General features: G+C 62.8%; 20 protein-coding genes and 1 tRNA gene. 14 read left to right on the top strand and 7 right to left on the bottom strand.

Features of this window, described 5'->3' with window-relative positions; translation table 11 throughout:
• Positions 1-50: 50 nt before the first annotated feature.
• The 3 genes from FJQ89_RS13225 to FJQ89_RS13215 are packed head-to-tail and all read left to right on the top strand — an operon-like array spanning position 51 to position 4,368.
• Positions 51-1,259 (top strand): HlyD family secretion protein, encoded by a 1,209-nt coding sequence (locus FJQ89_RS13225; protein ID WP_141170499.1) that lies wholly within the window; start codon positions 51-53, stop codon positions 1,257-1,259.
• Positions 1,260-1,265: 6 nt separating this feature from the next.
• Complete coding sequence (locus tag FJQ89_RS13220; RefSeq protein ID WP_141170498.1) at positions 1,266-2,864, top strand: DHA2 family efflux MFS transporter permease subunit; 1,599 nt, start codon at positions 1,266-1,268, stop codon at positions 2,862-2,864.
• 40 nt (positions 2,865-2,904) lie between these two features.
• On the top strand, positions 2,905-4,368 hold the full coding sequence (locus tag FJQ89_RS13215; RefSeq protein WP_243136541.1) for an efflux transporter outer membrane subunit: 1,464 nt from the start codon (positions 2,905-2,907) through the stop codon (positions 4,366-4,368).
• Between the two features lie 10 nt (positions 4,369-4,378).
• Here the strand turns inward: FJQ89_RS13215 and FJQ89_RS13210 are convergent, their stop codons facing one another.
• Positions 4,379-5,296 carry a LysR family transcriptional regulator gene (locus FJQ89_RS13210; protein ID WP_141170497.1) on the bottom strand — a complete coding sequence of 306 codons (918 nt, stop codon included), beginning with the start codon at positions 5,294-5,296 and terminating at the stop codon, positions 4,379-4,381.
• 111 nt (positions 5,297-5,407) lie between these two features.
• On the opposite strand from FJQ89_RS13210, the gene FJQ89_RS13205 reads away from it, so the two are divergent.
• From FJQ89_RS13205 to FJQ89_RS13185, 5 genes are all read left to right on the top strand, one after another.
• Positions 5,408-6,007: a short chain dehydrogenase gene (locus tag FJQ89_RS13205; RefSeq protein WP_141170496.1), complete on the top strand. Its 600-nt coding sequence runs from the start codon at positions 5,408-5,410 to the stop codon at positions 6,005-6,007.
• A gap of 109 nt (positions 6,008-6,116) precedes the next feature.
• Positions 6,117-7,856, top strand: a complete 1,740-nt coding sequence (locus tag FJQ89_RS13200; protein ID WP_141170495.1) for a dipeptidyl-peptidase 3 family protein — start codon at positions 6,117-6,119, stop codon at positions 7,854-7,856.
• Between the two features lie 151 nt (positions 7,857-8,007).
• A complete protein-coding gene (locus tag FJQ89_RS13195; RefSeq protein WP_141170494.1) occupies positions 8,008-8,703 on the top strand; it encodes a hypothetical protein in 696 nt (231 codons plus the stop codon).
• A gap of 104 nt (positions 8,704-8,807) precedes the next feature.
• A complete protein-coding gene (locus tag FJQ89_RS13190; RefSeq protein ID WP_141170493.1) occupies positions 8,808-9,539 on the top strand; it encodes a BON domain-containing protein in 732 nt (243 codons plus the stop codon).
• Between the two features lie 235 nt (positions 9,540-9,774).
• The gene (locus tag FJQ89_RS13185; RefSeq protein ID WP_141170492.1) at positions 9,775-11,067 is read left to right on the top strand and encodes an MFS transporter; all 1,293 of its coding nucleotides are present in this window, start codon (positions 9,775-9,777) and stop codon (positions 11,065-11,067) included.
• A gap of 59 nt (positions 11,068-11,126) precedes the next feature.
• Here the strand turns inward: FJQ89_RS13185 and FJQ89_RS13180 are convergent, their stop codons facing one another.
• On the bottom strand, positions 11,127-13,295 hold the full coding sequence (locus tag FJQ89_RS13180; RefSeq protein WP_141170491.1) for a dipeptidyl-peptidase 5: 2,169 nt from the start codon (positions 13,293-13,295) through the stop codon (positions 11,127-11,129).
• Positions 13,296-13,470: 175 nt separating this feature from the next.
• Between FJQ89_RS13180 and FJQ89_RS13175 the strand changes: the two genes are divergently transcribed.
• Both FJQ89_RS13175 and FJQ89_RS13170 read left to right on the top strand, forming a co-directional pair.
• Positions 13,471-14,517, top strand: a complete 1,047-nt coding sequence (locus tag FJQ89_RS13175; protein ID WP_141170490.1) for a lysozyme inhibitor LprI family protein — start codon at positions 13,471-13,473, stop codon at positions 14,515-14,517.
• A 3-nt stretch (positions 14,518-14,520) separates the two neighbouring features.
• The gene (locus tag FJQ89_RS13170; protein WP_141170489.1) at positions 14,521-15,024 is read left to right on the top strand and encodes a hypothetical protein; all 504 of its coding nucleotides are present in this window, start codon (positions 14,521-14,523) and stop codon (positions 15,022-15,024) included.
• A 1-nt stretch (position 15,025) separates the two neighbouring features.
• On the opposite strand, the gene FJQ89_RS13165 is transcribed toward FJQ89_RS13170, so the two are convergent.
• The 5 genes from FJQ89_RS13165 to FJQ89_RS13145 all read right to left on the bottom strand — a co-directional run bounded on the left by FJQ89_RS13165 (position 15,026) and on the right by FJQ89_RS13145 (position 18,888).
• A complete protein-coding gene (locus FJQ89_RS13165) occupies positions 15,026-15,427 on the bottom strand; it encodes a hypothetical protein (RefSeq protein ID WP_141170488.1) in 402 nt (133 codons plus the stop codon).
• Positions 15,428-15,531: 104 nt separating this feature from the next.
• A tRNA-Lys gene (locus tag FJQ89_RS13160) sits at positions 15,532-15,607 on the bottom strand.
• Between the two features lie 68 nt (positions 15,608-15,675).
• Positions 15,676-17,442, bottom strand: a complete 1,767-nt coding sequence (locus FJQ89_RS13155; protein ID WP_243136540.1) for a GspE/PulE family protein — start codon at positions 17,440-17,442, stop codon at positions 15,676-15,678.
• 47 nt (positions 17,443-17,489) lie between these two features.
• A complete protein-coding gene (locus FJQ89_RS13150; RefSeq protein ID WP_141170487.1) occupies positions 17,490-18,278 on the bottom strand; it encodes a class I SAM-dependent methyltransferase in 789 nt (262 codons plus the stop codon).
• Between the two features lie 97 nt (positions 18,279-18,375).
• Positions 18,376-18,888, bottom strand: coding sequence for a glycine zipper 2TM domain-containing protein (locus FJQ89_RS13145; RefSeq protein ID WP_071075770.1), 513 nt, complete (start codon positions 18,886-18,888; stop codon positions 18,376-18,378).
• A gap of 400 nt (positions 18,889-19,288) precedes the next feature.
• Here FJQ89_RS13145 and FJQ89_RS13140 point away from each other — a divergent pair, with 400 nt between their 5' ends.
• From FJQ89_RS13140 to FJQ89_RS13125, 4 genes are all read left to right on the top strand, one after another.
• Positions 19,289-19,687, top strand: coding sequence for a barstar family protein (locus FJQ89_RS13140; protein WP_071075771.1), 399 nt, complete (start codon positions 19,289-19,291; stop codon positions 19,685-19,687).
• Between the two features lie 156 nt (positions 19,688-19,843).
• On the top strand, positions 19,844-20,452 hold the full coding sequence (gene purN, locus FJQ89_RS13135) for a phosphoribosylglycinamide formyltransferase (protein ID WP_071075772.1): 609 nt from the start codon (positions 19,844-19,846) through the stop codon (positions 20,450-20,452).
• A gap of 21 nt (positions 20,453-20,473) precedes the next feature.
• Positions 20,474-21,793, top strand: coding sequence for an RsmB/NOP family class I SAM-dependent RNA methyltransferase (locus FJQ89_RS13130; protein WP_141170486.1), 1,320 nt, complete (start codon positions 20,474-20,476; stop codon positions 21,791-21,793).
• A 123-nt stretch (positions 21,794-21,916) separates the two neighbouring features.
• Positions 21,917-23,275 carry a mechanosensitive ion channel family protein gene (locus FJQ89_RS13125; protein WP_141170485.1) on the top strand — a complete coding sequence of 453 codons (1,359 nt, stop codon included), beginning with the start codon at positions 21,917-21,919 and terminating at the stop codon, positions 23,273-23,275.
• The last annotated feature ends 61 nt before the right edge of the window (positions 23,276-23,336 follow it).

Below are 23,336 nucleotides of genomic sequence, written 5' to 3'. Positions count from 1 at the left end.
TTTTTCTTTGCCCAATAATGAACCTATATCATTTCATTTTCGGAGCGAGTATGTCCAACCAGCCAGGCCAAGCAGAGCACAAGGTGCTGAGCGCCGTCCCACCCGCGGCCCCTGCCGCACCTTCCACGCCCGCCGCTTCCGCCAGCTCCGCACCGCCTAACAACCGCGTCAAAATCATTGCCGGCCTGATTGTCCTCGTCGCGCTGGGCGCCGGCGCGCGCATGTGGTACCGCAGCCACTATTTCGTGGAAACGGAAAACGCCTATGTGTCCGGCCACGTGCACCCTGTCTCGGCGCGCATTTCCGGCGTCGTTACCAAGGTCTTCATCGACGACAATCAAATGGTGAAAGAGGGCGACGTGATCGCTGAACTCGATCCATTCGACCAGCGCGTGAAAACCGAGCAGATCGCCGCGCAGATCGCCAGCGCCGAGCAGCAAGTGCTGCAAGCGGACGCGCAGATCGCGCAAGTGCAGGCGCAAGCGAGCGCCGCCCAGGCGCAAGTGGCGCAAGCCGATGCGCAATTGCTGCGCGCGAAACAGGATGCCGAGCGCTATGGCCAGTTGTACACGAGCCAGATGAAAGCCGTCTCGAAAGCGGAACTGGACGGCGCCAACGCGGCCCGTTCGAGCGCCGTGGCCGACCTGGCCGCCCGCCGCGACAGCGCCTCGGCCGCCAAGTCGCAGATCGGTGCGGCGCAAGCTGCGCGCGACGTGGCCAAGGCACAAGTGGCCGTGCTGCGCGTGCAATTGAAAGACGCGGAACAGCAGCTGCAATACAACCGCATCCTGGCTCCTGTAGCCGGCCGCATCGGCAAGCGCAACGTGGAAACGGGCATGCGCGTGCAGCCTGGCCAGCAACTGACGGCCATCGTGCAGGATAACGTCTGGGTCACCGCCAACTTCAAGGAAACCCAGTTGGCCGACCTGCATCGCGGCCAGAGCGTGCACGTGACCATCGACGCCATGCCGGGCAAGAAACTGGTGGGCACGGTCGACAGCTTCGCGCCAGCCTCGGGCGCGCAATTCGCGCTGCTGCCGGCCGATAACGCCACCGGCAACTTCACCAAGATCGTCCAGCGCGTGCCCGTGAAAATCGTCTTCCAGCCGCAAGACATCAAGGCCATGAATGGCCGCCTGGTGCCGGGCATGTCGGTGATCGCCGAAGTGGAAGTGAACCAGCCCAATGCGGATCAGGAGAAGGACGCGCGCCACGCCGCCGCTCCTGCCGCTCCTGCCGCCCAAACCACCGCCCGCTAAGCTTCCATGAGCAGCCCTTCCACCACGCTGGCGAAGCCGCCAGCGTTTCCCGTGATCGACGAGAAAGTCTCCGGGCGCACCTGGCTGGCGGTCGCCGCCGGCATGCTGGGCGCCTTCATGGCGGTGCTCGACATCCAGATCACCAACTCCTCGCTCAAGGATATCCTTGGCTCGCTGTCGGCCACCCAGGAAGAGGGTTCGTGGATTTCCACGGCCTACCTGGTGGCGGAAATTATCGTCATCCCGCTCACCGCGCTGCTGGCGCGCGTGTTCGGCTTGCGCACCTACATGATCGGCACCACCGCCTTCTTCCTGCTGTTCTCCACCCTGTGCGGGGCGGCCTGGAACCTGGAAAGCATGATCGTCTTCCGCATGCTGCAGGGTTTTACGGGCGGTGCCCTGATCCCCATGGCGTTCACGCTGGTGATGCTCAAGCTGCCGCCGTCGAAGCGTGCCGTCGGCATGGCCATCTTCGGCTTGACCGCCACCTTGGCGCCGGCCATGGGCCCGACCCTGGGCGGGTATCTCTCCGAGCTGTATGGCTGGCCGTCGATCTTCTACATCAACTGGGTGCCTGGCGTGCTGCTGATCGCGGGCATGATCTATGGCCTGGACAAGGAGCCGATGAAGCTGGCGATGTTCTGGAAGGCCGACTGGCTGGGCATCTTCTTCATGGCCCTGGGCCTGGGCTGCCTGACCATCTTCCTGGAAGAGGGCAATTCGAAGGACTGGTTCGACTCGGGTTTCATCATCGCCTTTGCCGCGCTGGCCCTGACGGGCATCCTGGGCTGGGTCGTCACCAGCGCCACGCGCGCCGAGCCGTTCGTCAACCTGGCCCTGTACGGCCAGCGCAATTTTCTGGTCGCCACCGTGCTGTCGGCCGTGACGGGCATGGGCCTGTATGGCTCGGCCTTCCTGCTGCCCCTGTTCCTGGGCCAGATCGCCGGCTATTCGCCGATGCAGATCGGTGAAGTCATCATGTGGGTGGGCTTGCCGCAGCTGTTCATCATGCCCTTCGTCGCCAAGCTGTCGTCCGTGGTCGACAACCGCATCCTGTGTTCGTTCGGCCTCTTGCTGTTCGGCGGCTCGTGCATGATGAATGCCTATATGGACGCGTCCACCGGCTACGACCAGCTGCTGTGGTCGCAGGTGGTGCGCGCGCTGGGCCAGCCCTTCGTCATGCTGACCCTGTCGAATTTCGCCATGAAGGGCATTGCGCCGAAGGACATGCCGTCCGCATCGAGCCTGTTCAACATGACGCGCAACCTGGGCGGCTCCATCGGCATCGCCCTGCTGGCCACGGCCCTGAGCACCCGCGAGCACTTTCATTCGCAGCGCCTGGGCGAAGCGATCAATGCGTATTCGAGCGCCACGCAGCTGCGCATCGACCAGCTGACGTCGTCGTTCATGGCCAAGGGCTATGACGCCGTCACGGCCGGCAACCAGGCCTTGCAGGCGATCGACGGCATCGTGCGCCGCGAAGCGTATGTGATGGCCTACAACGATGGCTTCTTCCTGATCGGCGCCATCCTGCTGGCCTGCATCGTGCCCCTGTGGCTGGCCGACAAACTCAAAGCTCCCGGTGGCGGTGGCGGCGGTCACTGACCGCCAACGCAAGCCCGTAAAGAACAAGAAGGTACACATAATGCAAACAGTATTGACGAAAATCGCGCTGGCCGCTTCCCTTGTCGTGGCGCTGTCCGCCTGCGGCACCGTGGGCCAGGATTTCACGGCCCCGGCGAATGTGGCCGGCATCGACAACGGCGTTTTCCGCCACGGCGCGGCCGCAGCGGATGCCGCGCAGCTGCCCAAAGAGTGGTGGCGCATCTACGGCGACGCCACCCTGGACCGCCTCGAGCACAGCGCGCTGCAGGACAATCCCGGCGTGAAGGCGGCCGGCGAGCGATTGCTGCAGGCGCTGGCGCAAAGCGGCACGGCGCGCGCCAATCAGGGCCCGAGCGTCAACGTCAGCACGGGTATTTCGAACTCGCGCACCTCGGCCAACACCTCGCAGGGCCTGGCCCTGGGCAACCGCTCCATCAGCGGGAATAACTTTTCCGTGGGCGGTTCGCTGTCGTATGAAGTCGACCTGCTGGGGCGTGTAAAACGCATGGTCGAAGCGGCTGACTCGCAGGCGCTGGCGGCGCAGGCCGACCGCGACGGCGTGCTGCTGATGCTGTCGACGCAAGTGGCCAGCAATTACTGGCAGCTGCGCGGACTCGATGCGGAAATGGCCATTCTGAATGGCGCCCTGGGCACGCGCCGCGAATCGGCCGACCTGGTCGAGGCGCGCTTCAATGCGGGTCTGACGAATGAGCTGGACCTGGCGCGCGCGAAAGTCGAACTGTCGAACGCCCAGGCCGACCTGCATGAAGTCAAGCGCCAGCGCAACCAGCTGGAAAACAGCCTGGCCACCCTGACGGGCAAGCCGCCGTCGGCGCTGCAATTGCCGGTGGCCGCCGAGCCATCGAGCCTGCCGCTGCCGCCCGCCATTCCCGTCGGCCTGCCGGCCAGCCTGCTGGCGCACCGTCCTGACCTCGTTTCCAGCGTGGCGGGCCTGCGCGCGGCGAATGCGCAAGTGGGCGTGGCCGAAGGCGCGTTTTATCCGTCGCTGCAATTGACGGGCAATTTCGGCTACGCGTCCGAAAAACTGCGCGACCTGGCGCAGGGCGGTTCGCGCCAGTTCAGCTTTGGTCCGCTGGCCCTGTCCCTGCCAATCTTTGACGGTGGCCGCAACCAGGCGAATCTGGACTTGTCCAAGGCGCGCTATGCGGAAGCCGTGGCGAATCACGAAACGAAGCTGCTGACGGCCTTGCGCGAAGTGGAAGATGCGCTGTCCGACGTGGAGCAGCGCCAGTTGCAGGGCGACGCCCAGGCCCTGTCGCAGGCAGCCGCCGCGCGCGCCTACCTGGTGGCGCGCACGCGCTATGAGCGCGGCATCTCGACCTATCTGGACGTCACCGATGCGCAGCGCAGTTCGCTGACAGCGGACCGCGCCGCCGTGCAGATCAAGACCCAGCGCCTGCTGGCGACGGTCGCCGTGGCCCGCTCACTCGGCGCCGGCTGGCAGCCGGACGGCGAGCTGGCGAAGCTGGCAAAAGCCAACTAAGCTCCCCAAGTTACGTGAGCGTGGCCGGCGGCGGTGTCGCCGCTGGCCCGTAGCGTTCCAGCAGAAAATCGATGAAGGTCGTCAGCTTGGGCGTGGGCTGGCGGTCGCGCGCATACACGAGGTGCATTGGGCGCGGTGCCGGCACGTAGCCTGCCAGCAGCGGCACCAGCCTGCCAGCGGCGATATCGCCGGCCATCAGGATTTCCGCCTGCATGACGATGCCGAAGCCGTGCAGGGCCGCCACGCGCAGCGCCTGGCCATTGTTCGAGCGGAAGCGGCTTTCGCGCACGGGGCTGCCGTCGTCGTCGCCGCTCCTGGCCAGGCGCCAGCGCACGTGGCGCGTCCACTGCATGAAGTCCAGGCATTCGTGGCGCGCCAGGTCGGCCGGCGTGCGCGGCGTGCCATGTCTTGCCAGATAGGCGGGCGCGGCGCAGATCACCATCGCATACGGCCGCAGCACGCGCGCCACCATGGCGGAATCTTCCAGCTTGCCGATGCGGATGGCCGCATCGAACCCTTCTTCCACCAGGTCCACCGTCCTGTCGTTCAGACTCAATTCCAGGCTCACTTCCGGATATGCATCGAGGTAGTCGGCCATCAGCGGCGCGATGCACTCGCTGCCGAAGGACACGGGGGCCGTGATTTTCAGCTTGCCGCGCGGCGTGGAGCGCATGGCTTCCGCACCCGTTTCGGCCGCCGCGATCTGCGCCAGGATCTGGCGGCACTGCTCCACATACTGCAGGCCGATTTCCGTCAGACTTTGCCGGCGCGTCGTGCGCGCCAGCAAGCGCGCACCCAGCCGCTCTTCCAGCTGCTTGATGTGCTTGCCCACCATCACGGGCGAAATCTGAAACGCCTCGGCGGCCGCCGTGAAACTGCCCGCATCGACGACGGCGACAAAAATCTCCATGCTGCGCAATTTATCCATATGCCTCGATTGAAAACTGTGGATTAGTAATCTTGTAAATTCTAGCGTATTTATTCCTTTTTGGAAGCGGCGCATACTGGCTGCATCGTTCAACCCACACAAGGAAACAGCATGAAAATCGTCATCATCGGCGCTAGCGGTACCATCGGCACGGCCGTCGCGGCGCAACTGGCGCAACGCCATGAAATCATCGAAGTGGGCAGCCGCAGCGGCACGCATCAGGCCGACATGAGCGACATCGCGCAAGTGCGCGCCCTGTTCAAGCGCATCGGCAAGGTCGATGCCGTCGTCGTGACGGCGGGCAAGCTGCATTTCGGCCCCCTGGCCGAGTTCACCCCCGAGCAATTCCAGCTGGGTCTGGACAGCAAGCTGATGGGCCAGGTCAACGTGGCGCTGGTGGCGCAGGAATACCTGAACGACGGCGGCTCGATCACGCTCACCAGCGGCATCGTGGCCGAGCAGCCTATCCGCTTCGGCGCGGCCGCCAGCATGACGAATGCGGCCGTGGAAGGCTTCGTGCGGGGCGCCGCCATCGAACTGGCGCGCGGCATGCGCATCAATGTCGTCAGCCCTACGGTCCTGGCCGAATCGCTGGACGCGTATGGCCCGTTCTTCTACGGCTTCGAGCCGGCCGCCGCCAGCCGCGTGGCCCTGGCTTACAGCCGCAGCGTGGAAGGGGCGCAGACGGGGCAGGTGTACAAGGTCTGGTAAGCGGCTTGCCATGCCATGGGGGCAGGTGGGACAATCGCAGGCTGAGCAAGAAAGCGGTAGCGCGCCATCCGCGCCAGCCGCTTCTGAGAAAAATCTTACCGAGACCCCCATGAAAAAACTCCTGATTCCCCTGCTGATGGCCGCTGCCGTCGGCAGCGCCTGCGCCGCAACGCCAGCCGCCGCACCAGCAATCCCGGCCACGGCGCAACAACTGACCAGCATGAGCGCCCGCTACGCGCCCGTTGCGCTGACGGCTGACGTCACGCACCTGTCTGCCGGCGACCGCCAGGCCATCGCCAAGCTGGTCGAGGCGGCCAAGCTGGTCGACGTGCTGCAACTGCGCCAGCGCTGGTCCGGCAATGAAGCCCTGTGGGCGGCCTTGAAGAAGGACAAATCAAAGCTGGGCCAGGCCCGCCTGAACTATTTCTGGATCAACAAGGGCCCATGGTCGGTGCTCGACGCGCACGCCTCGTTCATGCCGGCCAGCTATGCGGGCATCGCCATTCCCGCACACAAGCCGGAAGCGGGCAATTTCTATCCGCAGGGCGCCACCAAGGCCAGCCTGGAAACGTGGATGAATGGCTTGTCGGCGGATGACAAGCAGCAGGCGCAATGGTTCTTCACGACGATTCGCGCGGGCAAGGATGGCAAATACCAGACCGTCAAGTATTCGGACGAATACAAGGTGGAACTGAAACAGCTGGCCAAGCTGCTCGACGAGGCGGCAGCCGCCACGGACAACGCATCGCTGAAGAAATTCCTGACCCTGCGCGCCAAGGCTTTCCTCGACAACGATTACTTGCCGTCCGACTTCGCCTGGATGGACCTCGATTCGCCCGTCGACATCACCATCGGCCCGTATGAAACGTATAACGACGAGCTGTTCGGCTACAAGGCCGCGTTCGAAGCCTACGTGAACATCCGCGACCAGGCCGAGACGCAAAAGCTGAACTTCTTCGCCAAGCACATGCAGGAGCTGGAAGACAACCTGCCGCTCGACGCCCGGTACCGCAACCCGAAAGTGGGCGCGCTGGCGCCGATGGTGGTGGTCAACCAGGTATATGGCGCCGGCGATGGCAACATGGCCGTGCAGACGGCCGCCTACAACTTGCCGAACGACGAGCGCATCATCAGCGCGCGCGGCTCGAAGCGCGTGATGCTGAAAAACGTGCAGGAAGCCAAGTTCAAGGCCACCCTGACACCGATCTCGACATTGGTGCTGACGCCCGAAGCGCAGCAGGACGTGGATTTCAATTCCTTCTTCACGCACATCCTCGCGCATGAAATCATGCACGGCCTGGGCCCGCACGCCACCGTCGTCGACGGCAAGCCATCGACGCCGCGCCAGGACTTGAAGGAGGCATACTCGACCATCGAGGAAGCCAAGGCCGACATCACGGGCCTGTTCGCGCTGCGCTACATGATGGACAAGGGGCAACTCAACGATACCCTGGGCCAGGGCGAGGCGGCTGAGCGCAAGCTGTACAACACTTTCCTCGCCTCCGGTTTCCGCACACTGCATTTCGGCCTGACCGATTCGCACGCGCGCGGCATGGCCATCCAGATCAATTACATCCTCGACAAGGGCGGTTTTGTCTCGCTGGGCGACGGCAAGTTCGGCGTCGATTTTGCCAAGATCAAGCAAGCCGTGATCGACCTGGACCGTGAATTTCTGACCATCGAGGCAACGGGTGACTATGCGCGCGCGCAAGCGATGATGACCAAATACGTGGTGATTCGCCCCGAAGTGCAGGTGGCGCTCGACAAGATGAAGGCTGTGCCCAACGATATCCGTCCGGAATTCGTCACGGCCCGCGCGCTGGACAAAGCAATGACTGCGAAGAAATAAACCCGACCCTGACTATTGTCAGCGTGAAAAGCCGGTGCACTGCACCGGTTTTTTTTCGTCTTTATTTGCGAAAAGTTGCCAGTTTTTCCTTGTGGAAATATCTGCACCGCTTACTCTGCAGTGGTAAAGCCTCTTTCCTCCTGTCGATCCCATGTTGAAACTGTTCTCTCTGTTGAGTTTGTTCCTTGCTGTGCCTGCCATGGCGCACGCCCAGCTCACCGATCTGGAAAGCCGCTGGCTGCAGGCGGGCCAGCCCGTCATCGCGTTTGCGCGCGAGCAAGGTTTGCCCATCGATATCATCGTGCAGCCCCAGGATGCGCCCGGTGCCGTGCCGCTGGCGCTGGGCTACGAAGGGGGGCGCTGCAAGCTGGTGCTGTCCTTGCGCGGCAATGCGCAGGCGGACAGTGTCTTGCAGGGCGTGCCGGCTGCGCGCCAGGGCCTGATGATGGAAGCGATGACGGCGCATGAAATCGGCCATTGCCAGCGCTATGCACAGGGCGACTGGCACGCCTTGCCACGTGGCTTTGTCGAGCCGCCCGGCACGCAGCGGGGCGGGTTGACACCGCTGGCGCAGGAGGTGCGCGAGACGCGTCGCGAAGAGGCCTATGCGGATCTGGTAGCCCTGGCCTGGATGCATGCACGCCACCCCGGGCAATACCCTGATGTGCTGGCCTGGATGCGCGGCGTGCGTGCGGTGGGCAGCGGCGCAGGCGGCGGTGCAGGCGGTTCCCACGCCACGCAGGCATGGCTGGCGCTGGCCGATGGTGCTGGTGCATTTGATGGGGCCGCTTCACCATTTGAACAGGCGCAAGTATTGTGGCGAAAGGGCTTGAGCGGCGACAAATAAACGCTGATTTTTATGCGGATGGCCTGTCAGCGTGTGCTGTCGCACGGAGCTTTGCGTGCGGCAGGGGTCTAATCTGGGCATCAACTAACCAGAGAGGAACCACCATGAACAAAATGATCGCACTCATGCTGGCCGCCAGTGCCAGCGCCCTGCTTGCCGCCACGCCCGCGTATGCGCAGGATGCCTCGTACAAGAGCTTGACGGACAAGGCAACGGCCGACTACAAACAGGCCAAGGCTGCCTGCGATGCCCACAGCGGCAACGCGAAAAAAGTCTGCGTGGAAGAAGCCAAGGTGGCGCGCGCCAAGGCCGAATCGGACGCCGTGGCGCAATACCGCAACACGCCGCGCGAACTGGGCAAGGCCCGCAAGGATGTCGCCAATGCCGAGTATGACATGGCCAAGGCCAAGTGCGGCGACCGCTCTGGCGCCGATAAAACCACGTGCATGAACGATGCCAAGGCGGCGAAAACGGCCGCGCTGGCCGACGCCAACACGGGCGCCAGGGCCGGCACCAACGTGGCGCAGAATCCCCCTGCCACCACGAAGGAAAATTGCGACGCCATGGATGCGACGGCCAAGGCCGCCTGCATGACGCGCAATGCGGCCGGCAGCACCAAGGTGGCAGTGGAAGACTCGGTCATCACCACCAAGATCAAGGCAGACCTGGTCAAGGACAATGACTTGAAAGCGCTGGACGTGCACGTGGAAACGGTGAACGGCGTCGTCATGCTCAGCGGCTTCGTGCCTTCCCAGGCGCAAGTGAAAAAAGCCGCTGACCTGGCCCGTGGCGTCGAAGGCGTGACGGATGTGAAGAATGGCTTGAAGGTGAAGTAATGTTTGGGGTCAGTTCCTGCGGGATCGACATGTGCCCCATTGGGGCACATGTCCCCGCCGGGTCTGACCCCATTTCACAAGCTTGAAGCCAGGACTGGAGCTGCACGCAGCAGTGCGGCTTCAGTTTTTTTTTCGATTGTATAAATTACGATCATAATATAACATGGTAAAAATCCCATCGGCTGATACTGACCGGCATCCACTCTTTCTCTTCACTCTTTCTCATGAGGACTGCATGCTTTCCTATCCTGTTTCGCAATGGATGGCGCGGCGCGGCATCCACTTTGCCTGGGTCATCGTCGCCATCACTTTCCTCACCGCCTTGACCTCGTCGGCCGCGCTGGGCTTGCCAGGGGCGCTGATGCAGCCCTTGAGCCGCGAGTTCGGCTGGGATGCCGAGCAGATTTCCTCGGCCCTGGCCGTGCGCTTCGTGCTGTTTGGCCTGATGGGGCCGTTTGCCGCCATCCTGATGGAGCGCTTCGGCTTGCGCAATGTCATTTGCGTGGCGCTGGGCCTGATCGCTGCCGGCATGCTGCTGGCCACGCGCATGACGCAGTTCTGGCACCTGGTGGCCCTGTGGGGCATCCTGCTGGGGCTGGGTTCGGGCATGACGGCGCTGGTCTTGAGTGCCGTGGTGGCGAACCGCTGGTTCGAGACGCACCGGGGCCTGGTGGTAGGCGTGCTGACGGCCAGCTCGGCCACGGGCCAGCTGCTGTTCCTGCCCGTGGGCGCCTGGCTGATCGAGCACTTCGGCTGGCGCACGGCTGTCCTGCCCGTGTTTGCCAGCTGCGCCATCGTCGCCGTGCTGGCCTTCCTGTGCATGCGCAACCGCCCGCAGGACGTGGCCTTGCGGCCCTACGGCGCCGATCCGGCCACGCCGCTGGCGCCACCGCCGGCAGCAAAAATGACGTTTGCCACGCCGTTCGTGATCCTGCGCAGCGTGGCGGCGCACCGCACCTTCTGGATACTCTTCGGCACCTTCTTCATCTGCGGCCTCAGCACCAACGGCCTGATCCAGACGCACTTCATTTCCCTGTGCGGCGACTCGGGCCTGTCCGCCGTGCCGGCCGCCTCCGTGCTGGCCATGATGGGCGCCTTCGACCTGTTTGGCACGATCTTGTCCGGCTGGCTGTCGGACCGCTATGACAACCGCAAACTGCTGTTCTGGTATTACGGCTTGCGTGGGCTGTCCCTGTTCTGGCTGCCGTATTCGGAATTCACCCTGTACGGCCTGTCGCTGTTCGCCATGTTCTACGGCCTGGACTGGATCGCCACCGTGCCGCCCACCGTGAAACTGGTGGGGGCCACGTTTGGCCGGGAGCGGGCGGGCATGGTGTTTGGCTGGATCTTCGCCGGCCACCAGCTGGGCGCCGCCGTGGCCGCGTATGGCGCCGGCCGCATCCGTACCCTGATGCTGACCTACAACCCGGCCCTGTTCGCCGCCGGCGCCGCCTGCCTCGTCGCCGCGCTGATGGTGCTGGCGATCGCCCGTCAGAAAGCAACCGTGGCTGCTGTCCAGCCTGCATGAAAAAAGCCAGGCCCGCGTGAGCGGAACCTGGCTTTTGTTCATCAAGAACGTTTCAGTATTTACTTCAGATACTTCGCCAGCCAGCCCTCGACTTCGCTATAGAAGAAACGGCTGTTCTCGCCCTTCAAGATCCAGTGGTTTTCGTCCGGGAAGACCAGCAATTTCGCCGGCACGTTCAGGCGTTGTTGCACGGCAAAGTTCATCAAGGCATTGTTGGCCGGCACGCGGTAATCGAGCTCGCCCACGGTGATCAGGATGGGGGTCGTGAAACCCGTGCCTTTTTCGTGGTTGCCTGCTTGCATGACCGGGCTTTGATCGCGCCACACGGGCAGGTTCGACCAGACGGGGCCGCCCGCATTCGTTTCGCGGCCGAAACCGCCGTCGCTGGTGCCCCACTGCATGATCAGGTCCATTTCGCCCGCATGCGAGACGATGGCCTTGTAGCGCGTGGTGGTCGCCTGCAGCCAGTTGGCCAGGTGGCCGCCATAGCTGGCGCCGCCGGCCGCCAGTTTCGTGCTGTCGATAAATGGATATTTCTTGATAGCTTCATCGACGCCCTGGTTGACTTCATCGCCCGGGCCTTTCAATGGGTCGAACTGGATAGAGCGCGAGAATTCCTCGCCATAGCCGGTGGAACCCTTGTAGTCGGTCAGCAAGACAACATAGCCTGGCTTGGCCAGCAGGTGATAGTTCCAGCGCAGCACGAACTGGTCGCGCCACATGCTTGCCGCGCCGCCGTGGATGACGGTAAACAGCGGGTATTTCTTGTTCGGATCAAAATTGGCCGGCTTGACGAGCATATTGTGGATCTGGCGGCCGTCGGCCGTGGTGAACCAGAAGTGCTCGGGCGCTTGCCAGTCGATCTTGCTGGCTTTCTCCGTGTTGAAGGCTGTCAGCCGTTTCGGCTGCTTGCCGTTGAAGGCATAGATTTCCGGCGGGTTGATGGCGGACTCCCACACGCCCACCAAAGCCTTGCCGCCGCTGCTCAGCGAGTTGATGGTACCCGTTGGCAAGGATGGCTCCTCGCGCACGTCGCCACCCCTGGTGTCGATCGAGTACAGCTTTTCCAGGCCCGCATGTTCATAGCTGAAGATGACGCGCTTGCCGCCTTCTGGCAGCACGAAACGCGAAATCGAACGGTCCAGCTTGGCCGTCAATATCGTTGGCGCAGGGTTGCTCATCGGCCAGGCAAAGCTGGCCAGGCGTTTCACGTCATACACTTTACCGGGTGTTTGCGCATCGCTGAGGGCGAACAGGGTCTTGCCATCAGCGGAAAACTTCAGCGAAGCGTAGCTATGTTTGTCCTGCGTCAAACGCTGCGCTTCGCCGCCCGCCACGGGCAGCGAATACAGTTGCGAATACACGGCTTCGCGCTGGGCCGCGTCGCGGTTGGTGGCCGCATTGAAGACGACGGCCTTGCCATCGGGCGTCCAGACGGCGTCCAGCGACTGTCCCTCGTCGCCCTGGCCGCCGCCAAAGCCCGGCAGGGCGGCCAGTTGCGTGCCCGACAGGATGTCGCGCGCGGTGTTCTCCCCCTTGGCTTCAGGCTGCGCGTCGACGATGAACAGGCGCACCTGCTTGTCGGTCAGCCATTTGTCGAAATAGCGCGGTGCCGTCGTTTCATAGGACCGGGCGCTGACCTTGCGTTCCTTGCGCTCTTTCGCGCTTTGCTTGACGTCGCTTTCTGTCTTGTTACCTGGATAGATGTCGCTGATGAACAGCAATTGCTTGCCATCCGGACTCCATTTCGGCATGCGCGCGCCCAGGGTGAGCGAGGTCAGGCGTTGCGCTTCGCCGCCAGCGGCCACGTCGAGGCGGTAAATCTGGCCTGCCTCGTCGCCATCGCGCTTGGCGACGAACACCAGCTGGCGGCTGTCCGGCGACCAGGCCACGGCGCTTTCGCCGCCCTTGGAATAGGTCAGGCGGCGCGCGGGGCTGTCGTCAAGCAGCGACTTGATCCACAGGTCCGACCATTGTTCCTTGCTGTCGTAGGCGCTGTCGACGACGGAAAACACGGCCCAGCGCCCGTCGGGGCTGGCGACGGGCGCGCCCATGCGTTTCATCAGCCACACGTCTTCATGCGTGATGGCATGTTTGGCATTGGCTTGCGTGGCGGCAACTGGCGATGCCGGCGTGGTATCGGCGGCGTGGACGGTCGTTGCCAGCGAGGCGCAGGCTGCTGCGATCAGCAGGGAGCCGAGGGAACGGCGAAGACGGGGTAAGGTCATGGGCGTGGTCCGGGAAGTGAAAAAGAGTACAGCGGGCAACATTATTGCCCATGGTTTCCTGCACTGCCAAGGCTGAGTACCGTTACTTACCAGGCGGGACAGGCGTGTAACGGGCGGGTGCAGCCTGGCTGATCAGTTAAACTTGCCGCTTTACTCACGCTGGCGCTGCCTGAACATGAAAATTTGTCTCCCCTTATTGAAAACGGCATTGCTGGGCGCGAGCTGCCTGCTGGCGGCCCCGGTTTTTGCCGCTGCGCCCGCGCCCTACCCGAACACGAGCGCCATGGGCGTGGGCCACGCGGAAAGCACGGCCTGGTATGCGACTTGCCTGAAGGTCAAGGATGCGGCGCCGCCGCCCGCCGACCTGCCGGCGCCGTCCGCCGTGGCATCGTTGCAGCAGTGCCAGGCAACGGACCTGTATTACGATACCAAGAGTATGTCTTCGCCCAAGCCTGCCGACTGGCGTCCCGCGCGCCATTGCGCGATGGCCACGCAAAACAGCGCCGTGCTGATGATGCTGTACCAGAATGGACAGGGCGTGCAGAAAGATCCGCTGCTGGCGCTCAAGTATGCGTGCAGCATCGATGCGGCGCCGGCCGAGATGCAGGGCCGCATCGAACACTTGCAGCAGATCAATGCCAGCGGACGCGGCATGATGGACTGGTGCGACGACATCACCAGCGGCTACATGATGGGCGTGTGCAGCGCCATCGATGCGCGGCAGAAACAACGCGTGCATACGCAGGCGACAGGCAAAGTCAGCGCAAGCATGCCTGCCGTGGCGCAAGCGTCGCTGCAAAAGCTCCAGGCGGCGGCAAGCAAGTTTGCCGATGCGCGCGCAGCGAATGAAACGGACTTGAGCGGCACGGCGCGCGCCGCCCTGAGCATCGCCGCCCGCACGGCCGAGCTCGATTTGCTGGCGCACGATGTGCGCGAGTACGAAGCGGGCAAGCTGCCGGCCAGCATGTCCAAAGAGCAGGTGGCGGCGCTCGACAAGGAGCTCAACCTCATCTACGGCAAGTTGATGAAAAAGCCGGCGGAAAGCTATGCGGGCGCCGTGGGCAAGGAGGGCATCCGCGCCACCCAGCGTCTGTGGCTGGCGTACCGCGATGCCTGGATGAATTTTGGCGCCGTACGCTATCCGGCCGTCACCAGCGACACCTGGGCTGGCCGGTTGACGGCGCGGCGCAATACCCAATTACAAGATTTGCTGGAGAATTGAAGCATGCGCGAAGCGTATTACCACGAAGATGATTTTTGCATGATCGAACTGCTGCCGCTGGATAACTTGCAGCACTGTTTGACGCAGATGGGCGAGCAGCAGGTGTTTGCCGACGCGCACCGCAGCGGCGCCGGCTGGACGCAGATGTACGTGCCCGAGGCGCCGCCGTCGCAGATGCGCGCGCTGGGCCTGACGGCCGACCAACTGCGGCTGGCGCTGGCCGATGCCATGCCGCCCTACGATGCCGTCTACACGGGCTACAGCAGTTACCGCGTGGAATGCAAGAACGTGCTGGCCTTTGGCGGCGAGAAGACGGAAACCCTGTTTGCCGGCTTGGGTGACGACGGCATCGTGGTGGATTTGTGGTGCAGCGACGCCATGCCGCAATTGCTGATGCTGCCCTTGAAAGAGCAGTTGCTGCTGGCCGACTGGGGCGCGGGGTTTGCGTGCCCGCTGGCCGATGAGGAATTGTTCGCCCGTTATCTGCAAGAATACGAACTCGGTTGATTCATTCGCAGGCGATGGCGTTCGGCTGCGCCACTTTGACCACCGACGCCAGGCGCGCCATGTCGTTGCCGTCGCCTTGCTCGACGTACGGTTGATAGGTATCGATGACGATGCGCGCACGCGCTTGCCAGCCGCAATTGTCGGCCTGGCGCGCGGGCACGCGCAACAGGCGGCGCGCCTCGGCGTCGTTACTGAAACAAAACCACGCATCGTGCGTGGCGGCAGGGCGGGGCAAGCGGCCCCACTGCGCCTTGTCGGGCGCGAAGCAGACGCGGTTGCCGATGATTTCCAGGCTCATTTCATCCGTGCGCGCGCTGTACTGGCCGTCAAGCACGATGGGCGCTTGCGCCTGAGCTTGTGCACACAGCAGCAGGGCGGGGACAAGCAGGGCGGCAAGTTTCATGCATTTCTTTCAGGTCTGGCAAGAGGAAGAAGCAGTATAACCGCGAGGGCTGTAAACGAAAAAAGCCCATCCGTGAGGATGGGCTTTTTAGTACTGCGCATTCGTGGTAGGCCGTGCGGGATTCGAACCTGCGACCAACGGATTAAAAGTCCGCTGCTCTACCAGCTGAGCTAACGACCCGAAAGAGGCCGCATTATATATCAGTTGAAAAAGAATGCAAAGCATTCCTGCGAGAAAGTGCAGGCCAGCTAAGGCAGTGCTGCCGTGAGCTTTTGCACTTCGTCGATGCTGGTCGTGCCATCGATGATTTTGTGCGCGCCCGCGATGCGCAGCGGCGTCATGCCGTCGAGGATGCTTTGGCGGCGCAAGGCGTGCAGGTCGGCGCCCGCCTTGACCAGCTGGCCGAAGGTTTCCGTCACGCTCAGCAGTTCATAAATGCCGGCACGCCCCAGGTAGCCGCTGTGCCGGCACAGGGTGCAGCCGACGGGGCGGTACGTGGCCTGCGGCCGTTCCAGCTGGCCGCCCGTCAGGCGCTGCCATGCGGCGCTGTCAGGGGCGGCGCCCGGCTGCTTGCAGTCCGGACACAGGCAGCGCAGCAGGCGCTGCGCCAGCACGCCGGCCAGGCACGCTTCCAGCAAATAAGCGGGCAAGCCCAGTTCCAGCAGGCGCATGACGGCCGAGGGCGCGTCATTGGTGTGCAGGGTCGACAGCACCAAATGGCCCGTCAGCGCCGCCTGCATGGCCATCTCGGCCGTGGCCAGGTCGCGGATTTCACCGACCATGATGATGTCGGGATCTTGCCGCATCAGCGCCCGCACGCCATCGGCAAACGACAGTTCGATGCCGGCCTGGGTTTGCACCTGCATCTGGTTGAAGGCCGGTTCGACCATTTCGATGGGGTCTTCCACCGTGCACACATTGACTTCGCTGCTGGCCAGCGCCTTCAGGGTGCTGTACAGGGTGCTGGTCTTGCCCGAGCCGGTGGGACCGGTCACCAGCACGATGCCGTGCGTACGCGCAGTCAGCTGGCGCCAGCGTTCGGCGTCTGCGGGCGGAAAGCCCAGCTCAAACAGGCTTTTGACGGCCACTTCCGGGTCGAAGATGCGCATGACGAGCTTTTCGCCAAAGGCCGTGGGCAAGGTCGACAGGCGCAGCTCGACTTCCTGGCCTTGCGCATTGCGCGTCTTGATGCGGCCATCCTGGGGACGGCGCTTTTCCACCACGTCCATGCGCCCGAGCAACTTGATGCGTGCCGTCATGGCCAGCAGCACCACGGGCGGCAATTGATACGCCTGGTGCAGGCGGCCATCGATGCGCAGGCGCACGAGGCCCGCATCGCGCTTCGGTTCCAGATGGATGTCGGAGGCGCGCTGGGCAAACGCGTATTGCCACAGCCAGTCGACGATGCGCACCACGTGCTGATCGTTGGCATCGAGGCTGGTCTTGTTGCGCCCCAGCTCCACCAGTTGCTCGACATTCTGGCGCAGCGCCATGTCCTGCGTGGACGCCAGTTTTGCCACCTTGACGGAAGTGGCCAGGCTGAAAAATTGCGCGATGGCGTCGGCGATGTGCAGCGGATTGGCGATGACGAGGCTCAGCGTGCGTGGCGCCAGCGTTCCCAGTTGCGCCTGCCAAGCGAGCGCGTAGGGCTGGGCCGTGGCGATGACGATGCGCTCAAGCGTGCTGTCCACGGGCAGGATGTTGAAGCGGGCCGCATAGCCGGCCGTCATGACGTCGGCCACCTGGCTGAAATCGATGTGCAAGGGATCGATGCGCATATACGGCAAGCCCGAGCGTTGCGCCAGCCAGGCGCACAGGGTGTCGAGCGTGAGTGCGCCATGGGCGATGCTGCATAGCGGATGCAAGGGGGGCGCCGGCAGCAGAGCGGCCTGGGCGTCGATGGCCGCCGCTTGCGCCGCATCGAGCAAGCCGTCTTCCTGCAGCCAGGCCAGCAGTTGCGGCAGTTGCAGCGGCGTGTTGGGTGAGATGGGAGAGGGAGGAGGGGAAGCGGACATGGCCGGCGCCTTTCAGGGCTGCCGGCCTTGCGTGGGTCTACCGGCGCTTACAGAGTGCTGACGATGCCCTTGACCCAGGTCTTGGCGGGCAGCTTGGTCTCGGCGACGATCTGCTTGGCGCGTTCCAGCAGAGCCACTTGCGCTTCGGCATCGAGCGCCACTTTCGTTTTGAACGCGATCGCCACCACATTCCCATCATGGACTTCCGGCAGGCAGATCACCTGTGCAAACGCAAACTTCATCGCCTTGATGTTCTTCGCGTAGCTGGGGTGGTCGCCGAACAGGTTGACCGTCATGATGCCGTGCGGCGCCAGGCAGGCGCAGCAGGCGGAATAGAAATCGGCGCTGTCGAGCACGGGACCGCGTGCCGTGGCGTCATACAGGTCCACCTGCAGGGCGTCCAGGGTGCCATGGTTGGCGTCGTCGTTGACGTAGTCGAGCGCATCCATCTCGCGCACGTGCAGGCGCTCATCGTTGGGCGGCAGCTTGAACATCGAGGCGCAGATGGTGATGACGGACGGGTTCAGTTCGATGGCTTCGACTTGCGCCTGCGGGAACTGGCGGTAGCAGAACTTGGTCAGCGCTCCCGTGCCCAGGCCCAGCTGGGCGAGGCGCTGCGGCTGCTCGATCCACAGCATCCACGCCATCATCTGCTGCGCGTATTCGAGTTCCGGCCAGTCCGGTTTGCGGATGCGCATGGCGCCCTGCACCCATTCCGTGCCGAAATGCAGATAGCGCACGCCATCCATTTCCGACAGGGTGACTGGGGCATAGCGGGGCTTGCGCGCGGGGCGCGAGGATTCGACTTGTTCGATGGATTTTCGTTTGATAAGCATAAGGCGGCCTGAAAGTGTGCCGCATTATAGCCCGTGCCGGGGCGCCATAAAAAATGCCAGCCGCTGGGGCTGGCATGGTACGGGCCGCTTGCTGCGCTTATTGTTGAGCGGGTTCGATCGACACGCGCAGACGGATGCGCTCACCCGGATCATAGGACATGATGCTCGTGTAGTTGCGGCCGCGGTAGTCGTAGGTGACCTGGTAGCCGTTGTTGCGCGATTCCCAGTGGTCGACCTGGCGGCATTGCTTGACGGCTTGTTCCTGCATGCCGCCCTGGTAATTGTTCTGGTTGTCGACACGGTCGCCGACGACGGCGCCGGCAATCGCGCCGGCAGCAGCGGCGGCCGTGCGGCCATTGCCGCCACCGACCTGGCTGCCGAGCAGGGCGCCGGCGATACCGCCGACGATGGAGCCGCCAGCGCTGCGCTGTTGCGGCGGCGCTTGCACTTGCACGTATTCCGTGCGGCATTCCTGGCGTGGACGATTGATCTGTTCCACTTGCGGCACGACGCGCACGACCTTGCCGAAATCTTCAAAGTCGGCAGCCTGAGCGAGTGGCAATGTGCCGATACAAAGGGCTGACATCATCAATTTGGCTTGCAAGTTCATTTCTAACCTCATTATGTAGAGAATCTTTCAGGGTATTTTTTACAACTTGAGTCTATAGTAATCCGACTCGCTGGCCGGTTGTCGTTCGCATGGCAACAAAATGTAACAGCCCAAGCCCCTTGCCCCACAGTCTGTAACATGCACTTTCAATCGATACATGATGTTGGATGACTTGAAACCAGCGGTTTGTAACAAATCTTGCGTTTGACATCATATTCGGGTTGATTCATACAGGACAACACGTTACCCTAATACGCGTATGGCTTATATAAAATCGCACTGAATCGCATAAAAGTTGATACAGATCGAATCACCGCGTGCGCATTGACCCGCGTGCGGGGATGCAATAAGAAGAGCAGCTAGAAAAAATCCATACATAACAGGTCGATTTGAGGGAAAAATGAGTTTGTTACTAACCGTGCCGCCCAACCTTGTCCAGTCCATCCGTGCCTTTCGCGTGACCGAGTTACAAGACGAGGCGATCCGTCTCGGGCAGCACTTTTTATATGCGCATTGCAACGCTGGACAGACCAAACAACAAGTCATCGGCATCATTGCAGAAGCATTCCTGTTTCCTAAAAACCTGGCCAAGAATTTCGATGCCCTGCGCCTGTGCCTGACGGATACCATGCACAAGGCCGGCACGCAAACGGGCTTCCTGGTGGTGCTCGAGCAATTGCCAAATACGCAAAAATTCGACAAGGAAGCGCGCGAGATCCTGCTCGACGTGTTCCGCGATGCGGCCGACTACTGGGCCGAGAAGAAAGTGCCGTTCCGCGTCTTCTATTCGTTCGAGTAAATACTTACTCTTGCCGCGATGCCCTGAAGCCGGCCTCCCGTGCAGATGGGGATCAGCATCGCCGGGCGACTGCGGCGCGCCGGCGCTTATGTTGCGCCGCAACAATAATGCCGGCCTTTCTAGATTCGCATCGCCATAGCGGGTACAATGCGCGCTATGAAAAATATCGTTATCCTCATTTCCGGACGCGGCAGCAACATGGAGGCGGTCGTACGCGCGGCGCAAGCCGAGCAATGGCCTGCCCGGATTGCCGCCGTCATCAGTAACCGGGCCGACGCCCAGGGACTGGTTTTTGCCGCGGAACATGGGATAGCGACGGCAGTCGTTGCCAACAAGGATTATGCCAGCCGCGAGCAGTTTGATGCGGCGCTGCAAGCCGTGATCGACGGCTTCGCCCCCGACCTGGTCGTGCTGGCCGGTTTCATGCGCATCCTGACACCGCCCTTCGTCGAGCATTACGCGGGGCGCATGCTCAATATCCACCCGTCGCTGCTGCCGCTGTTCCCGGGCATGGCGACGCACCGCCAGGCGCTTGAGGCGGGTGTGACGGAACACGGCGCGACCGTGCATTTCGTGACTGCCGAGCTCGATCATGGCCCGGCCGTGGCGAGCGCGAAGGTCCCCGTCTTGCCGGGCGACACAGAAGACAGCTTATCGGCGCGCGTGCTGGTACAGGAACATCTGCTTTACCCGCGCGCCATCCGCCTGTTCATTGACGATAAACTGTCAGTCGAGCATGGCCAGGTCCGCGTGGACCCTCAATAAAATATTACAGGAAGAATAACAATGAGATTGCCACCAGCGATACTTGCCAATGCTGAAGAAGTATTGCGCGAAATTTTACGTTTCACGGCCCCGGCCGACACCACCCTGTCGCGCTATTTCCGCGACCATCCGCGCCTCGGTTCGCGCGAACGCGGCGCCATCGCCGAAGGCATTTATGCCGTGCTGCGCAACAAGTCGTTCTTTACCGATTTCGCCGAAGCGGGCAGTGGCCCGACCATGCGCCGTTTGACCATCCTCGGCCTGGCCGAAGCCGTCGGTGCCGACTCCCTGGGCGGCCTGACGGAAGAAGAAGTGGAATGGCTGGAACGCATCACGCAGATCGACCGCAGCCTGATGCCGTCGAACATGCGCGCCAACATGCCGACCTGGCTGTTCGACAAGCTGATCGCCCAGTTCGGCGAAGCGGAAACCATGAAGCTGGCCGATGCGCTGAACGCACCTGCGCCGCTGGACTTGCGCGTCAATTCGCTCAAGGCCACGCGTGAAGACGTGATGCTGGCCCTGGCCGAAGCACCTATCCTCAGCACCCCGACGCCTTACGCGCCGCTGGGGCTGCGCGTGATCAAGAAGCCATCGCTGCAAAACATGCCGTTGTTCCAGAGCGGCGCCATCGAAGTGCAAGATGAAGGCAGCCAGATCCTGTCGCAGATCGTCGGCGCCAAGCGCGGCGAGATGGTGGTCGATTTCTGTGCCGGCGCGGGCGGCAAAACGCTCGCATTGGGCGCGCTGATGCGCAACACGGGCCGTTTGTATGCGTTCGATGTGTCGGAAAAGCGTCTGGCCAAGCTGAAGCCACGCATGGCCCGCAGCGGCCTGTCGAACGTGCATCCGGTACAGATCGCGCATGAGCGCGATGCCAAGATCAAGCGCCTGGCCGGCAAGATCGACCGCGTGCTGGTCGACGCCCCTTGCAGCGGCCTGGGTACCCTGCGCCGCAATCCGGACGTGAAATGGCGCCAGCAGCCGAACTCCATCGTCGAGCTGCAAGCCAAGCAGGCAGCCATCCTGGCCGGCGCGGCGCGTCTGGTCAAGGGCGGCGGCCGCCTGGTGTACGCTACCTGCAGCTTCTTGAACGAAGAAAACGATTTTATCGCCGAGCAATTCCTGGCGGCCCATCCGGACTTCACCCTGGTGCCGATGAGCAAGGTGCTGGCCGAACAGAAGATCGAGCTGGAAATGGGCGACTACCTGAAATTGTTGCCGCACCTGCACCATACCGACGGCTTCTTCGCCGCCGTGTTCGAGCGCAAGGTCATGCCGAAAAAAGTCTACGCCGATGAAAAACCGGCCGACGATGCTGACGCTGAACCAGCCGAGTAAGTTGGTCACGGGCCGCCGCTGCAGCATCGCAGCGGTGGCCATGCACTTGCGCCAGCCAGTCTGGCGCAGGCTGTGGGCGCCCCGCCCGGTTATTTCCCTGCACCATCTTCCAGACCATCCGCCATGAACGAAACCCCGCTGCTCAACCTGATCACTGACTTTGTCGACGATTTCCGTCAACCGGCCATCCTGTGGCAGGCATTGGTCATCGTCGCTTGCCTGGCCCTGAGCTGGTTGCTGGTGCGGCAGTTGCGCGCATTCCTGCACCAGCGGGCGGAAGCGGCCGCTGTCCCGGCGACGCCGGAAACCTTGCAGCGCACGGACAGTTTCATCCGCATCCTGACGCCCGTGCTGGCGGCCATGCTGCTGGGCATTGCGCAGCATTTCCTGGCCAAGTTCCAGTCGGTGAACCTGCTCAGTATCGCCATTCCCCTGTGTACCTCGATGGCGCTGGTGCGCTTCGGTTTTTATGTGTTGCGCCGCATTTTTGCCCGCCATGGCGACATCAGCCCCACCATGTTGTTGCTGGAAAAGATATTCACGGTGGTGGTGTGGGCCGGCATGGCCCTGTATATCACGGGCCTGTGGCCGGATTTACATGCATTCCTGGAAGGCATCGTCGTGCCGCTGGGCCGCAACAAGGTGTCCGTGGCTGCCATCTTGCAAGCCGCTATTTCCGTGGCCGTGCTGCTGGTGCTGGCCATGTGGGCCGGTACCTCGCTCGACGAGCGCCTGATGAAAATGCAGGGCTTGCACACCTCCTTGCGCGTGGTGCTGTCGCGCATGGGTCGCGCCGTGCTGATTCTCGTTTCCGTGCTGGTCAGCCTGTCGCTGGTGGGCATCGACCTGACGGTGCTGTCCGTGTTTGGCGGCGCTTTCGGCGTGGCGCTGGGCTTCGGCTTGCAAAAGATCGCCGCGAACTTTGTCTCCGGCTTCATCATCCTGCTCGACCGCAGCCTGACCATCGGCGACATGATCACGGTCGGTCAATTTACAGGCAAGGTGACGCAGATCAATACGCGCTATACTGTATTACTGGGTGGCGATGGGGTTGAATCCATCGTGCCGAATGAGATGCTGATTTCCGGCGGCGTGCAGAATATGTCGCTGAGCAACCGCATGGTGTGGCTGTCGACGGCCGTGTCGGTGGGCTATGAAACGGATATCGATGCCATCTTCCCCTTGCTGGAAGCGGCGACGGCCAAGGTGCCGCGTGTGTCGCAAAGCAATCCGCCATCGGCCACCCTCGTGCGTTTCGGCGCCGACGGCCTCGATGTGCAGATCGGCTTCTGGATCGCGGACCCGGAAAACGGCACCGGCGGCGTGAAGTCGAATGTGAACCGCGCCATCTGGCGCACCTTGCAGGAACATAAGGTCACTGTACCGTTTCCGCAACGTGAATTGCGTATTGTTGGTACGCCTCCTGCCCCGCTCGCGGGCGCGGCAGAGGGTGAGTCCGCGCCATCCGGCACCCAGCCCTAACCTCGCTGCCTGCCTCCGATTTTGCCTGATAGCACCCATTAGGGCGTACAATCACGCCTAA

Source organism: Janthinobacterium tructae, from assembly GCF_006517255.1.
Taxonomy (GTDB): domain Bacteria; phylum Pseudomonadota; class Gammaproteobacteria; order Burkholderiales; family Burkholderiaceae_D; genus Janthinobacterium; species Janthinobacterium tructae.
Note: the sequence above shows the minus strand (reverse complement) of the source record. Positions and strands in the feature narration are given on the sequence as shown.

Bases quoted from the DNA above. Each gene is read 5' to 3' on its own strand.
- FJQ89_RS13175 (WP_141170490.1), top strand. From the start codon at position 13,471: ATGAAAATTTGTCTCCCCTTATTGAAAACGGCATTGCTGGGCGCGAGC.
- FJQ89_RS13170 (WP_141170489.1), top strand. From the start codon at position 14,521: ATGCGCGAAGCGTATTACCACGAAGATGATTTTTGCATGATCGAACTG.
- FJQ89_RS13220 (WP_141170498.1), top strand. From the start codon at position 1,266: ATGAGCAGCCCTTCCACCACGCTGGCGAAGCCGCCAGCGTTTCCCGTG.
- FJQ89_RS13200 (WP_141170495.1), top strand. From the start codon at position 6,117: ATGAAAAAACTCCTGATTCCCCTGCTGATGGCCGCTGCCGTCGGCAGC.
- FJQ89_RS13155 (WP_243136540.1), bottom strand. From the start codon at position 17,442: ATGTCCGCTTCCCCTCCTCCCTCTCCCATCTCACCCAACACGCCGCTG.
- FJQ89_RS13140 (WP_071075771.1), top strand. From the start codon at position 19,289: ATGAGTTTGTTACTAACCGTGCCGCCCAACCTTGTCCAGTCCATCCGT.
- FJQ89_RS13130 (WP_141170486.1), top strand. From the start codon at position 20,474: ATGAGATTGCCACCAGCGATACTTGCCAATGCTGAAGAAGTATTGCGC.
- FJQ89_RS13210 (WP_141170497.1), bottom strand. From the start codon at position 5,296: ATGGATAAATTGCGCAGCATGGAGATTTTTGTCGCCGTCGTCGATGCG.
- FJQ89_RS13205 (WP_141170496.1), top strand. From the start codon at position 5,408: ATGAAAATCGTCATCATCGGCGCTAGCGGTACCATCGGCACGGCCGTC.
- FJQ89_RS13165 (WP_141170488.1), bottom strand. From the start codon at position 15,427: ATGAAACTTGCCGCCCTGCTTGTCCCCGCCCTGCTGCTGTGTGCACAA.
- FJQ89_RS13195 (WP_141170494.1), top strand. From the start codon at position 8,008: ATGTTGAAACTGTTCTCTCTGTTGAGTTTGTTCCTTGCTGTGCCTGCC.
- purN (WP_071075772.1), top strand. From the start codon at position 19,844: ATGAAAAATATCGTTATCCTCATTTCCGGACGCGGCAGCAACATGGAG.
- FJQ89_RS13225 (WP_141170499.1), top strand. From the start codon at position 51: ATGTCCAACCAGCCAGGCCAAGCAGAGCACAAGGTGCTGAGCGCCGTC.
- FJQ89_RS13125 (WP_141170485.1), top strand. From the start codon at position 21,917: ATGAACGAAACCCCGCTGCTCAACCTGATCACTGACTTTGTCGACGAT.
- FJQ89_RS13180 (WP_141170491.1), bottom strand. From the start codon at position 13,295: ATGACCTTACCCCGTCTTCGCCGTTCCCTCGGCTCCCTGCTGATCGCA.
- FJQ89_RS13185 (WP_141170492.1), top strand. From the start codon at position 9,775: ATGCTTTCCTATCCTGTTTCGCAATGGATGGCGCGGCGCGGCATCCAC.
- FJQ89_RS13190 (WP_141170493.1), top strand. From the start codon at position 8,808: ATGAACAAAATGATCGCACTCATGCTGGCCGCCAGTGCCAGCGCCCTG.
- FJQ89_RS13215 (WP_243136541.1), top strand. From the start codon at position 2,905: ATGCAAACAGTATTGACGAAAATCGCGCTGGCCGCTTCCCTTGTCGTG.
- FJQ89_RS13150 (WP_141170487.1), bottom strand. From the start codon at position 18,278: ATGCTTATCAAACGAAAATCCATCGAACAAGTCGAATCCTCGCGCCCC.
- FJQ89_RS13145 (WP_071075770.1), bottom strand. From the start codon at position 18,888: ATGAACTTGCAAGCCAAATTGATGATGTCAGCCCTTTGTATCGGCACA.